Origin of the sequence: Rhodococcus sp. WY5 (assembly GCF_018588185.1) — a bacterium.
In the GTDB taxonomy this organism is placed as follows: Bacteria; Actinomycetota; Actinomycetes; order Mycobacteriales; family Mycobacteriaceae; genus Rhodococcus_F; species Rhodococcus_F qingshengii.
Window position 1 is genome coordinate 1,575,133 of sequence record NZ_JAAMPR010000001.1, and the last position, 12,242, is coordinate 1,587,374.

Annotated in this window: 14 protein-coding genes; 7 read left to right on the forward strand and 7 right to left on the reverse strand. The window is 61.9% G+C overall.

The features are described from left to right. Nucleotides 1-98 precede the first annotated feature (98 nt). A complete protein-coding gene (locus G4D79_RS07175; protein ID WP_099697183.1) occupies nucleotides 99-1,178 on the forward strand; it encodes an alpha/beta fold hydrolase in 1,080 nt (359 codons plus the stop codon). Here the strand turns inward: G4D79_RS07175 and G4D79_RS07180 are convergent. After that, entirely contained in the window at nucleotides 1,149-2,270 is a 1,122-nt protein-coding gene (locus G4D79_RS07180) for an endonuclease/exonuclease/phosphatase family protein (RefSeq protein ID WP_099697182.1), read from the reverse strand. The two genes, G4D79_RS07175 and G4D79_RS07180, sit on opposite strands and share 30 nt — an antisense overlap. A 132-nt stretch (nucleotides 2,271-2,402) precedes the next feature. On the opposite strand from G4D79_RS07180, the gene G4D79_RS07185 reads away from it, so the two are divergent. Continuing rightward, nucleotides 2,403-3,695, forward strand: a complete 1,293-nt coding sequence (locus G4D79_RS07185; RefSeq protein WP_050655011.1) for an MFS transporter — start codon at nucleotides 2,403-2,405, stop codon at nucleotides 3,693-3,695. On the opposite strand, the gene G4D79_RS07190 is transcribed toward G4D79_RS07185, so the two are convergent. Continuing rightward, nucleotides 3,670-4,683, reverse strand: coding sequence for an ABC transporter substrate-binding protein (locus G4D79_RS07190; RefSeq protein WP_232508959.1), 1,014 nt, complete (start codon nucleotides 4,681-4,683; stop codon nucleotides 3,670-3,672). The genes G4D79_RS07185 and G4D79_RS07190 overlap by 26 nt on opposite strands. Before the next feature lie 88 nt (nucleotides 4,684-4,771). Here G4D79_RS07190 and G4D79_RS07195 point away from each other — a divergent pair, with 88 nt between their 5' ends. Then, nucleotides 4,772-5,599, forward strand: a complete 828-nt coding sequence (locus G4D79_RS07195; RefSeq protein WP_003943248.1) for a transglutaminase domain-containing protein — start codon at nucleotides 4,772-4,774, stop codon at nucleotides 5,597-5,599. Between the two features lie 12 nt (nucleotides 5,600-5,611). Next, entirely contained in the window at nucleotides 5,612-6,406 is a 795-nt protein-coding gene (locus G4D79_RS07200; protein WP_099697181.1) for a 2-phosphosulfolactate phosphatase, read from the forward strand. Here the strand turns inward: G4D79_RS07200 and G4D79_RS07205 are convergent. From G4D79_RS07205 to G4D79_RS07220, 4 genes are all read right to left on the reverse strand, one after another. Further along, entirely contained in the window at nucleotides 6,361-7,152 is a 792-nt protein-coding gene (locus G4D79_RS07205; RefSeq protein ID WP_054780764.1) for an ABC transporter permease, read from the reverse strand. The two genes, G4D79_RS07200 and G4D79_RS07205, sit on opposite strands and share 46 nt — an antisense overlap. Next, nucleotides 7,149-8,090: a daunorubicin resistance protein DrrA family ABC transporter ATP-binding protein gene (locus G4D79_RS07210; protein ID WP_007730361.1), complete on the reverse strand. Its 942-nt coding sequence runs from the start codon at nucleotides 8,088-8,090 to the stop codon at nucleotides 7,149-7,151. Before G4D79_RS07210 ends, G4D79_RS07205 begins: the two co-directional genes overlap by 4 nt. A gap of 14 nt (nucleotides 8,091-8,104) precedes the next feature. Further along, nucleotides 8,105-8,980, reverse strand: coding sequence for a DUF4097 family beta strand repeat-containing protein (locus G4D79_RS07215; protein ID WP_099697180.1), 876 nt, complete (start codon nucleotides 8,978-8,980; stop codon nucleotides 8,105-8,107). A gap of 65 nt (nucleotides 8,981-9,045) precedes the next feature. After that, on the reverse strand, nucleotides 9,046-9,561 hold the full coding sequence (locus G4D79_RS07220; protein WP_007730367.1) for a toxin-antitoxin system HicB family antitoxin: 516 nt from the start codon (nucleotides 9,559-9,561) through the stop codon (nucleotides 9,046-9,048). A gap of 131 nt (nucleotides 9,562-9,692) precedes the next feature. Here G4D79_RS07220 and G4D79_RS07225 point away from each other — a divergent pair, with 131 nt between their 5' ends. Further along, entirely contained in the window at nucleotides 9,693-10,289 is a 597-nt protein-coding gene (locus G4D79_RS07225; RefSeq protein ID WP_064075052.1) for a CHAP domain-containing protein, read from the forward strand. Here the strand turns inward: G4D79_RS07225 and G4D79_RS07230 are convergent. Continuing rightward, nucleotides 10,280-11,050 carry an acyl-[acyl-carrier-protein] thioesterase gene (locus G4D79_RS07230; RefSeq protein ID WP_007730372.1) on the reverse strand — a complete coding sequence of 257 codons (771 nt, stop codon included), beginning with the start codon at nucleotides 11,048-11,050 and terminating at the stop codon, nucleotides 10,280-10,282. The two genes, G4D79_RS07225 and G4D79_RS07230, sit on opposite strands and share 10 nt — an antisense overlap. Nucleotides 11,051-11,174: 124 nt before the next feature. On the opposite strand from G4D79_RS07230, the gene G4D79_RS07235 reads away from it, so the two are divergent. Both G4D79_RS07235 and G4D79_RS07240 read left to right on the forward strand, forming a co-directional pair. Next, nucleotides 11,175-11,519, forward strand: a complete 345-nt coding sequence (locus G4D79_RS07235; protein ID WP_007730375.1) for a helix-turn-helix transcriptional regulator — start codon at nucleotides 11,175-11,177, stop codon at nucleotides 11,517-11,519. Next, nucleotides 11,519-12,190, forward strand: a complete 672-nt coding sequence (locus G4D79_RS07240) for a cation transporter (protein WP_214514230.1) — start codon at nucleotides 11,519-11,521, stop codon at nucleotides 12,188-12,190. The genes G4D79_RS07235 and G4D79_RS07240 overlap by 1 nt, the downstream gene beginning before the upstream one ends. Nucleotides 12,191-12,242 lie beyond the last annotated feature (52 nt).

Consider the following 12,242-nt stretch of genomic DNA (forward strand, 5'->3'; position numbering starts at 1 on the left):
CTTATCGCAACAAGGTGTTGTGTTAGCTGGAGGCGCGTGGTTCACTGAGCTAATGCAACTGATCGTTGCATTAGAGATGAATTGAGGGGTGTTTTCCCATGTCATACGAATTTCCTGTCGATCACCGAGGCCTCTTCGAAGAGCGCACAGGACAGTTTCTGAGCTTCGGGCTCCCCGTCTCGGATCTCGAGGAACTGCGCGCGTCCATCCACTCGACCTGGGCCGACGCGCCGGGTGGTTGGTCGTACGAGTGGTCGGCGTTGGCAGCAAAGTACTCCGCCGACGGCAATCATTCACTCGCGGCGATGATTTACGGAATCGCCAAGTTCCCCGTCCTGGCCAACGATTCGCGGCGCCGGGCCCTGCAGAATCAGGTGGACGAATACGTCAAGGCAGCACCGGGATTCGGGCTCGAGTTCGAGCGTCGAATCCTGTCCCTGCCCTACCGATCCGGCGAGATCGAGCTACCGGTGCACATTCTCTCCGTGGACGGGAGGTACGAGGATGCACCCGTCCTGTTGCTCAGCGGCGGCGTCGACGGCTGGAAGATGGACATGCATCCGTTGGTCAGTGCGTTCGCGAAGAACGCCGGAGTGACTGTTGTTGCCTTCGACCAGCCGGGAACTGGTGAATCACCGGTTCCTCTCGACGCTTTCGGTGACGAGGTGATCGACGGGCTGGTGGCGACGGCTCGCGCCCTCGGCAATGGCCAGGTGGCACACCTGGGAGTCTCCTTCGGTGGCAACTTCGCCGTGCGGTCGGGGTTGACCGGCGCCGTCGATGCGGTGATCAACATCGGCGCCCCGGTCAAGGGCGCGTTCGAGACCGCGAACGCGGAGCGCCTGGTCTACGGCATGGGTGACATCGTCGGAAACGCACTGGGTTTCGATGCGCCGGCAACCAAAGATGCACTGGTACAGGGTCTGCGTGCTTTCGATCGCAGTGCCTTGATGACCGCAGACGACGGCCGGACCCCGATGCTTGTGGTCAACGGGGCCGACGACGTTCACATTCCGCTCTCGGACACCACCCTCTTCGAGGAGCGCCCGAACACTCAGGTACACGTCATCCCGGATGCGGGGCACTGCGCAGTGACCAAGCTGCCCGAGTTGACGCCGATGATGATCGACTGGCTACGAGATGCCCTGTCAGGAACCGCTCCACGAACCGGTCGATGATCCGCCGCCGAAGCTGGCAAAACGATACGTCGCAAGAACGGCTTTGTGATCGGTCGGCCACGGCGTCGGCGAAGCGATGAAGTTGTCCTGGGAGTTCTCTTCCACTCTTTGGTTGTGCACGATCGTCTTTCGCGGGCCGATGATCCCGACGGATCCCAGCTTCAGGTCCGAAGCGCGATCGGCGAAGATGTAGTCGATCCGATCGCGTTCGTCTGCCTCGGGTGCCCAGGTGAGCTGTGAGGTGTCGACGTCGGGATTGTCGGACGGCCAGGTGAAGCCCGGGTGTGTGGCCGGGTTCGGGTACTTACTGCGGTAAGCGTCGACGAATCCGGCTTGGTCGAGCAGGCGGGTGGATTCCCAAGGAACGACTACACCGTTGTGGTCGAACAGATTTCGCGTGCCGTCGGTCCAATCCAGGGCCGACGGTTCGTTGAAATCGCCACCGAGGATGACGGATCTGCCCTTGGCCCGTTCTTGTGCCGCATCGTCGATGAACGTCGAAATCGCCTTGGGTCGTCCCGAATTGATGTTCACACGCTGAACCGTCTCGGGGTCCGTGACCGGACCGGACGGCATCTTGTTCCAGCCGAACTCGGAGAACTCTCCGGGCTTGGGAACACCCGCGCCGTATCCGCGCGGTAGATACGTCGCGTAGGACGTGTAGGCCAGATGTGCCGAGTACGCAGCGATTTGTTTGCCGTCGACCGTCACGACTGCCTTGATCATCGAGTTCAGGTCGGCTGTTTCCTCGATCGGAAACTTGGAGAGAATCCCCACGTCGGAGGACGCTGCTCCGTAGAAGGTGGTTCCTGATTTGGTCAGCATGTCGGCCAATGCAGTTGTCGCAGTGCCGGCTTCCGACAGGAGAACTATCGACGCCTGTGTCGAGATGATCATGTCGGCGATCAGCTGCAGGCCACCGTTGATCTTGGTTCCGCCGTGCCAGGTGTTGAGGGAGAGCACTTTGATCTCCTGCGCGGGGCTCGCCCCCGCGACGGAGGTATTGGCACCCAATGTAAATGCGCTCGCGGTGACTGTGCCCGCGGCTACCGCCATCGCCTTGACCATCTGGCGGCGCGTCAATCCATTCATCAAATCCCGGCTCTCGTTGTCGTGTGCTCGAACCCCCGGAAGATGATTACCATCGCTACCTAAACGGACAGTTAACCAATTGTAAAATGGCAGATTTCCACAGAACGCCGTGCGGGCAATAGTCTTCTGATCGTGGTACTCAGTGAGCGTTTCCCCGGTAACAAGACCTTCGCGAAGGTTCGTGTCCTGCCGCCGGTGGTGAAGCTGCTCCTCCTCTCGATGGTGCTGTTCAACATCGGGTTCTATCTGGTTGTCCCCTTTCTGGCGGTGCACCTTTCGGAGGACCTCGGATTTGCGGCCTGGATTGTCGGCCTCGTCCTCGGATTGCGGATGTTCAGTCAGCAGGGCATGTTCTTTATCGGTGGAAGCCTCGCCGACAGGTTCGGCAAGCGTCCGATCATCCTGCTGGGCATAGCCGTTCGTGTGGTCGGATTTCTGATGCTCGGTCTGGCAGAAAGCATGAGCGCCGTGATCGTCGGCGTGCTCCTGGTCGGCTTTGCTGCCGCGCTCTTCGCGCCCGCAGTGGAGTCGGCCAACGCGGAATACGGACGCGAACTCGAGTCCGCCGGAGTTATGCGTCGTACCGATTTGTTTGCAGTGGAACAGATGTGCAGCCGCCTGGGAACCGTGATCGGTCCGGCGCTGGGAGCTGCTCTCCTGATGTTTCCGTTCTCGTGGACGGCGTCGAGCGCCGCGTTGCTCTTCGCGATCATGTGGGTCGGGTTCTTCATCTGGTTCCCCCGACCGGGCGATGCCCACGACGGCCCGGTGTCGACCTATACGCTGCGCGACGTCTGGCGAAGTGTCCTGACCAACAACAACTTTCTGCTCTTCGCGACGCTGTGCAGTTTTCAGCTGGTTGCGTACAGCCAGCTGTACCTGATGCTTCCGGAACAGCTCGAGCGCGGAATCGGTTCGCAGTCGGCGCTGGGATGGTTCTACGTGGGCGCGGCGGTGTTGGTGATCGTCGGGCAGGGACCGACGGTCGCGGTTGCCCACCGCATCGGGCATCGGCGCGCGATCACCTTCGGGCTTGTGCTCATTTCGGTGTCGTTCCTGGTTCCGCTGGTCACCGGCGTCGACTCCGCAGCTTCGGCGTCGACGCAGATAGTCGGTCTGGCGGTGTGGATAGGGCTGCTGCACCTGGGACAGATGTTGATGGTGCCGCCGATGCGAGACACCATCGCGATCCTCGGTCGTGAAAGCAACCTCGGAGCGCACTTCGGCATGCTCAACACGATCGGCGGTCTGCTCGCGCTCCTGGGAACCGTGGGAGTCGGATTCGTGTACGACCTCGTCGACAACGGCCACGCAGCGCCGGCGTCACCATGGGTGATCGTTGCGCTCTGCGTGGCCGTGTCGGCTGTGGTGTTGTGGGTGTGGTCAGGCCGAACGAAAGTTATCGACCCGCGATCGTCTGATTGATCTTTGCGACGAAATCTTCCAGCACAAACGGAATGGTGAGCGGGTTCGGCATGGACACCGCGTCACTGACGATGGGGTCCAAGCTGATCAGGCCTCCGGTCTCGACCACGTTCAGATTGGTGAACGCCGGCTGCGACTCCATCTCGGCGCGAGCCTTCTCGTAGTTGTCGAAGAGCAGGTAGTCGCACTCGAGGAGGTCGTAGTTCTCGGCGGAGATCTCGTAGTTCAGCTTGCCCGCGAACCGGTCCTTCAGTGCGGCAGGCGCCGTGAACCCCAGTTGCGTGAGCAGCTGAGCGCGCGCAGCCTCGGGGCTGAACGCTCGAAGATTTCCATCGCTCCAGCGAATGACGAGAGCCGCTGTCTTGCCTTCGAACTGGGGGTTCTCCGCGCGGGTGCGAACGATGAGGTCTTCGACTTCCTGGACCTCCTGCTTTGCCTGCGCGGGAACGCCCACAGCGGTGCCGATACGGGTCGTGACTTCCTGCCAGGGCAGAACCCAATCCGTCTGATCGGCGGCGTGCAGCACCGTCGGCGCGATGGCGCTGAGCTGCTTGTACAGATCCTCGTCGATCGCGTTGTTGACGGCGATGATCAAGTCAGGCGCTGCCGCCACGATCGTTTCGATGTCGAAATCGGTGGTGGCGTTGGCCAATGGCGTCGGCTCCGCGCCCTGGACTGCAGAGTCGGCCCAGACGCCGATTCCGTCGTCGGTCGATCCCTTCCACACCGGGACCAGGACGGGCGTCAGCCCGAGGGAAAGCAAAACGTCTGCGTCGCCGATACCGACCGCTGCGATGCGGCTGGGTGCCTGCTCGATGGTGGTGGAGCCGAACTTGTGGTCGATCGTCACCGGGAAGGCGTTGGCCTCGGCGTGAGCACCTTCGGTGCCGGGAGTGGATTCGTCCTTCGCGCTGTCGCCGCAGGCAGCAAGGGCGAAACCTGCTGCTGTTGCGAAGGTGACGGACAGCATGGCACGGCGGCTCAACATAGGGTTCACGGCAACCTCGGGTTTCATGGTTATGGGACCCTAACCATAGTGGAGTTGCTGTGTCGGCAGTGTTTGTTAACCTCCGCCCATGACGGCGGTTCTCGACTACACATCAGCAGGACCGTTTACCCGCATCGACGGGGTGGACATGCTCGCCCTCGAGTCGCTCTCCACCGACCCCGTGAAAATATGCCGGGTAGTGCCGTACCTGGTGGTCCAACCCACCGATGCTCAGTCGCTGAATCTGCCTGCCGACCGATTCGACGAAAACCAGATCCGGCCGGTAAGCGTTCTGCTCCAACGCCTGCTTGCGCTCGATCCGGCACCGGTGACCTCCGCCCGTGAACCGGACAAGCGGGTCGTCGGAACCTGTCGGCACTTTGCAGTTTCGAGTTGTGCGTTTCTGCGCTACCGCGGTTTTGCCGCCCGGGTCCGTTGTGGTTTTGCCACCTACTTTCAACCGGGACAGGGCGTGGACCACTGGATCACCGAGTACTGGGACGACGCGGGCAAGCGGTGGATCCGCATCGATTCCGAGATCCTCGGACAGAACGTCCTTCCTCACGCCCATGATCTGCAGCCGGGAGAATTCCTCAGTGGTGGTGAGGCGTGGCTGGCGTATCGACGCGGCGAGATCGACGCATCCCAGTTCGGGGTGTACGGCACCGAGAACTGGGGGCCGGCCGAGATCCGCGGCAACGCTGTGAAGGATCTTGCCGCGATGAACAAGGTCGAAACTCTGCCGTGGGACGAGTGGGGTCGTATGACGGACGCCTACGACGGAAAGACAGGCGCCGACTACGACCTACTGTTGGACGATGTCGCCGCGGTGTGCGCCGCCGACGATCCCGTTGCCGTGCGAGCACTGTACGAGCACGATGACTTGCGCGTGCCGGACAAGCTGATTCGTTTCTGAGATGCTGGTGCGATGAATCCGGAGCATCGCCAACTCGATTACGGACTTCGATTCGACTGGGGGTTGCGCGGCGCCGAAGCGATTGCTGCCGGCGTCGATGTGGCAGTGGTGGTAGACGTTCTCTCGTTCACGACGACGCTGAGCGTTGCCGCCGACGCGGGAATCGACGTACTTCCCTTTTCCTGGAACGACGAGCGCGCGGTCGATTACGCGCGTGATGCCGATGCGGTCCTGGCGGTGAGGCGGAGCGTAGCCGCGGAGGGTCAGATCAGTCTGTCTCCCAAGACGATTCGCGAAGCCGAGGTGCCGAGTCGGCTGGTGCTGCCGTCGCCGAACGGGTCGACTATCGCGTTTGCGTTGGCGTCCGAGGTTGCGGTGTGTGTCGGCGCTTCGTTGAGGAACGCTTATGCCGTCGCGGATTGGATTGTGCACGAACATGGTTCGAGATCGCGGGTTGCGATAGTCGCATCCGGGGAGAAGTGGCCCGGTGGAGAGTTGCGCCCGGCGGTGGAGGATCTGTGGGGTGCCGGTGCGGTTGTCACGGCGCTGACCGCTGCTGGTTGGGACGGCCACGTATCGCCCGAGGCTCGGATGGCGGCGGATGCGTGGGCGGCGGTGGCGGATTCGTACGAGGACCGCCTGCGGGACTGTGCCTCAGGACGTGAGTTGATCGCCATGGGGTTTCCACACGACGTCGCCATCGCCTCGGAACTCGACGACAGCGACACCGTACCTGTTCTCGAAGATCGTGTGTTTCGAGGTCAGCGCACCGGGCGTCGGTTGAACAAACTCCGTGCCCAGAGGTAGGAGAGGAAGGTGATTGCGACGCACCATCCGATCGCGAGTATCGCGTTGTTTCCGATGGCTTCGCCGAGAAGAAGTCCTCGAAGAGTCTCGATGATCGGAGTGAACGGCTGATACTCGGCGAACCATCGCAACACGGTCGGCATCGAGTCGGTGGGGACAAAGCCGCTTCCCAGGAACGGCAAGAGGATCAACACCATTGGAAGGTTGCTGGCCGTCTCGACACTCTTGCTGACGAGGCCGAAGGCGACCGACAACCAGATCATGGCGATGGAGACCAGGACGAGGAGTGCAAACGTCGCGGCCCACTCCACGAAGCCTGCAGTGGGCCGGAAGCCGACGGCTATCGCTACGGCGATGACGACAACGAGGCTCACGATCGTCTGAAGGAGGCTGCCGAGAACGTGACCGGTCAGGACGGACGTGCGCGTGATCGCCATCGTTCGGAATCGTGCAATGATCCCGGCGGTCATATCGGTTGCGACGGAGATGGCAGTACCTTGTGCCGCTGATGCCACGGTCATCAGAATGATCGCCGGTGCAACGTAATTGACGTACTCGGCTCGACCGCCACCGCCGGGGCCGAGGCCGTTCCCGAGCGTTCCGCCGAGCACGTAGACGAACAGCAGTAGGAAAACGACTGGCATTCCGACGAGCATCACCGTCATCGACGGATATCGAAGGATGTGTCGAATACTGCGACGCAGCATGGTTTTCGAGTCCTGATAGGCAAGCGTCATGGTGGTCATCGCGCGTCGGTCCTTTCGGTGGCGGTCAGAGTCAGGAACACGTCGTCCAGGTCGGGTGTGTGCACGGAGAGTTCCTTGACGTCGATCGAGTGAGCGTCGAGTTGGTCGAGAAGAGAGCGCAGCGAGCGGACACCCCCGTCGCTGGGGACCTGGAGGACATAGGCGGCATCGTCACGTGATGATTCGTCGAAAACAGCTGCAGCAGAATCGAGCTGATCTCGGTCGAAGAAGTGAAGACGAATGTGGCCGCCGGGGATGTGCCGTTTGAGTTCCGCTGCCGTACCTTGGGCGACGATCCGTCCCTGATCGAGGACGGCGATGTGGTCGGCCAGTTGATCAGCTTCCTCGAGGTACTGGGTCGTGAGGAAGATGGTGACACCGCCCTCGACCAACTCCCGGATGATCTGCCACATGGTGCGTCGACTCCGGGGGTCGAGACCGGTGGTGGGTTCGTCCAGGAAGATGATCTCCGGCCGCCCGATCAACGTCATTGCCAGGTCGAGCCGTCGACGCATGCCGCCCGAGTAGGTCGACGCCAGCTTGTCCGCGGAGTCGATCAGATCGAACTTCTTCAGGAGTTCTTCAGTGCGAGTACGACGTTCGTCCTTGCCGAGATGGTGCAGGTCGGCCATGAGGAGAAGGTTTTCCTCACCGGACAGATAGTCGTCGACCGCTGAGAACTGCCCGGTGACGCCGATGCGCGAACGCACCGCGTCGGGATCGTCGGAAGGGTTGTACCCGGCGATGCGGATGTTGCCGCCGTCTGCCGGAACGAGGGTCGAGAGAATTTCCACGATGGTGGTCTTGCCGGCGCCGTTGGGGCCGAGGAGCGCAAAGACGGTTCCGCGGTCGACGGAGATGTCGATTCCGTCCAGTACCGTCTTGTCGTCGTAGGCCTTCTTCAGGCCCGTCGCGGTGATGGCTGGTTTACGGGACATCAGCGTTCCTTTCGCTAGATCTTCTTGTTGGATTCTTCTCGGGGCTCCGAACGTCGAATGACGATGTCGCCGTAACTGGTGTGTGCCCGGACGTCTACCCGGCGTTCAGTGGAAGCCGGACCGTGCGTGGCATTCATCTGGTTGTCGACGCGGCCGAAGGACGTATGAGCGTCGAATCGTGCGGCGGTTCCGGATCGAACGCCGATATGGATTCGCCCGGCGGCCGTCTTGGCGGATACGACTCCACTCTCGATGGTCTCGAAACGGATGTCGCCGTTGGCGGTTGCGGCGCTCGCGTCGGATTCGGCGTGCTCGACGGCGACACTGCCGTTGGCGGTCTTCGCCTTCAGTGCGCCGGTGATCGTGCCGATGTTGATGTCGCCGTTGGAGTTCTTGACCTCCGCGTTGCCGTCGACGCGGCCGATGCGGATGCTTCCGGACCCGGTGCTCGTGTCGATGTCACCGGCCACGTGCTCGACGATGATCGCGCCGGCCCCGGTGCTGACGTTGAGCGGCCCGGTGGTTTCCAGTGTGCAATCGCCCGCGGAAACCTTCACCCGTGATCGTCCGAGAGTGCCTTCGCTACGGAGGCTGGCAACTGCGGCAGTGCCTTCGAGTTCCGAGCCGGAGGGAAGCTGAACGGAGATGTCCACAGATCCTGTCTTCCCGAAGATGCCGAGGCCGCGCTGTTTCGGAGTCTTGATCTGCAGCCGGCCACCTGCGAATTCGACGCGTGTTTGTTCGGCGACTCGAACGTCGACCTCGCGAGACGAGTTGCTGGGCAACACTTCCACGACAGTGTCGTTGCGGCTGCTCGCCGTGATCCGGATGTGTGCGACTGCCACGTCGAAGTTCAAGGTGATGGGGTCAGGTGTGCTGAATGTAGGCATGGTGATACTCCCGATGAGGTTGTCTCGGTTGATGAAAGAGGGTGGTGCGAAAGATGAAGCCGGTGTCAGTGCACCCAGCCGCTGAAGCTTTCGGAACCTTGGGACGTGCGCTGTCTCGGAGTGCTTCTGTTCGCGCCGCCTTCCAGAGCCGTTGCAGCCGAGCGAACCAGCCACGCGTTGACGGAGATACCGGCTTCCCGGGCCGCCGCCTCGATCCGGTCTTTGAGGTCTTGCCCCAGCCGCAAGTTGATTCGAGTCATCGAGGCGTCGTCGGACTCCGTGACGGGGCGCGGTGCCGGAGTCGGGTCCTCTTCGACGGGGGCTGGAACCGGTTCACTGATGGCTGGTGCCACCACGAATTCGGGTTCGCGTCCCCGCAGACGCAGGTCCACCGAACCCGGGGCGAGGTCACGCGTGATCTCGGCGGCTGCCGCAGACAATGCGTCGAGAAGGGTGAGTCGCACTGCTGATTCCAGCGGTGCGGTCAAACGATCGGCGAGTGCCTTTGCGTCTTCTCCGCCTGCTTCGGCCGCCACCGCGAGTTCGTGGCGAAGGTTGTCTACGTACGGTGTCAAGTCCATGGCATCACTATGGCACCACTTTGGTGCCACCGCAATAGTTTGGTGGCACATTCGTGTGAATTTGGTGAGAATTGCCAGGTCATCGGGGTGGTTGACGATTCGGTCCGCGGCAGGCTGGCACACTCGTAAGGGTGAGTCCTGCCGAATCGAACCGCCGACGCCGCATCGTGCTCTGGATCGCCGGGGTGCTCGGCGTCGTGATCGTGGTTGGAGTGGTGGTCGTCGCGGTCGCACCATCGCGGTACCTGCCCTGGGACACGGCTGAGTTCCCGGCGGTGGACGCGAGTGCGCTCACGTCGGATCAAGGTCGGGTGCTCGAGCTACTGCAATCCGAGCATGAGCAGGACCGTCCGGGCACCTTCTATTCCGACGGCATCGACGAAGAGTGGTGCGCCGACTTTGTCAGCTGGATCATGAGGGAAGCGGGTCGACCGTTGTCCAACCCGAACTCCGGAAGTTGGCGCATCCCGGGGGTGTACACCTTGCAGGAGTATTACCAAGGGATCGGCGCGTACGCCGAGAACGGCAGCGGGTACACCCCGAATGTGGGTGATGTGGTGATCTACGACAGTTCGAGATGGGTCGGTCAGCACACCAACATCGTTGTGGCAGTGGACGGCAACTCTGCGGTCACGGTTGGCGGCAACGAGTTCGGCAAGGTGCGGGTTCATGATCTGGACTGGCAATCCGACTCTGCCGTCGTGGGATTCGGAAAACTTCACCCCTGATCGTTGCTCTTCGGAGACAAGGCGAACCACCGCGCCGACGCACGTGCCTCGTCGCCTGCGTCGATGTGCAGCGTGTTCGTGCCGGTTCGCACGCTCACCTGCTCACCTCTCTTGATGGGCTGGGTGTACTCGAGGATCGCGCGAAAGGGCCCGCTTCGTAATCTGTCGGGCAGCGCATCTTCCACGGGCTGCCAGTAGATTGCGTTGTTCACGTGATCGAAGGGGTCGAAATCGCTCGAGCGCAACGGGAACGGCGTATCCGCTGACGGCGTCGTGTCCGGGGTCGGGTCGATCCACCGACGCCAGTGAAGATGCTGGTCCACGGCCGTCGATGCCAGGGCGGCGGTGAACTTCTCACTGATGGATGCCGGCATTCCCGTCTTCGGGTCGATGTTGATCCAGAACGCCTCGGTTTCGATCAACCCGCCGCCATCGGATCTGATGCGAACTCGCATCGAACACCACTTGTTCGACAGGCCTGAACACCAGCGCTGCAGGTGAACTCGATCCGGCCAGACGACCGGTTCGAGTACATCGATCACCGTTCTTCGTACCATCCACAGCGGGTGTGTATCCATGGCGCCGCGGTCGACGAGATTATCGAAGCCCGCGTCTTGGAGGTAGCGCGCGATCGCGTCGAGGCGCAGTTGTTTGTCGGTGTGGATGTCACCCGTACGCACCGGCCACGAGGCCTGGAAGATGCTTCCGGTTGTCGGTAGTTCGGCCAGCGCTACGTGGTCGTCGACTTTTGTACGGTTCATCGGATGTGGGCTCCCGGTGTTCGCTTGGTTGGGTGGCTTCACGCTTGCGTTACCCGATGGTGGGATCTTGAACCATCGGAGTTCATCGTTTTCTGAATCCAGTTTTCGATGTACTGTCGCACGTATGGATATCGAGGGCGTAGATGTGGTGACCAACGTGGCGGTGCTTGCGAGGTTCGGGCATGCACTGTCCGACGAGACTCGGACACGGATACTGCTCGAACTGAAGACCGCACCGCGGTATCCGTCCGACCTCGCTGAAACGCTGGCTGTGACCAGGCAGAAGCTGTCCAACCATCTGGCGTGCCTGCGCGGTTGTGGCTTGGTGGTGGCCGTCCCGGAAGGGCGCCGGACCAGATACGAACTCGCCGATGTACATATCGGTCGGGCCCTCGACGACCTACTCGGGGTCGTACTCGCGGTGGATCCGTCGTACTGCCCGGACAGCGAATCAGAGGGGTGCTGCTGATGGTTGCGCCCGTTGACGGTGTCGGGCTCTCGACTGACCGGCGTGCGCTCTTGTCGAGAAGAATTCGCATCTTCGTGGCGATCACGATCAGCTACAACGTCGTCGAAGCGATCATCGCGCTGGCGGAGGGCACACGAGTGTCGTCCGCAGCACTGTTCGGTTTCGGCCTCGATTCGGTGATCGAAGTGTCCTCGGCGGCAGCTGTTGCCTGGCAGTTCTCGGCGCCGGATCCGACGAGCCGTGAGAAGGCGGCACTGCGAGTGATCGCATTCTCGTTCTTCGGGCTCGCTGCGTACGTCTCGTTCGACGCGATTCGGTCGCTGTTCGGTCTGGGGGAAGCTCAGCACACGAGCGTCGGAATACTCTTGGCTGCGGTGAGTTTGGCGATCATGCCGGCCCTGTCCTATGCGCAACGCCGAGCCGGTCGGGAGTTGGGTTCGCTGTCGGCGGTCGCGGATTCGAAGCAGACGCTGCTCTGCACTTACCTCTCTGCTGTCTTGTTGGTCGGTTTGCTGCTCAACTCGCTGCTCGGCTGGTCGTGGGCGGATCCGATTGCGGCACTGGTCATCGCCGTCATCGCGGTGAAAGAAGGCATCAACGCGTGGAAGGGTGATCCGTGCTGCCCGGTTGTGGCTGCGCCCGAGAGCGGTGACGAGTGCGACTGCTGCTGAGTGAACACAGGTTTTGTCGAGTGAGCACCCCCTGCGGTGCGTCAGAGCGGGT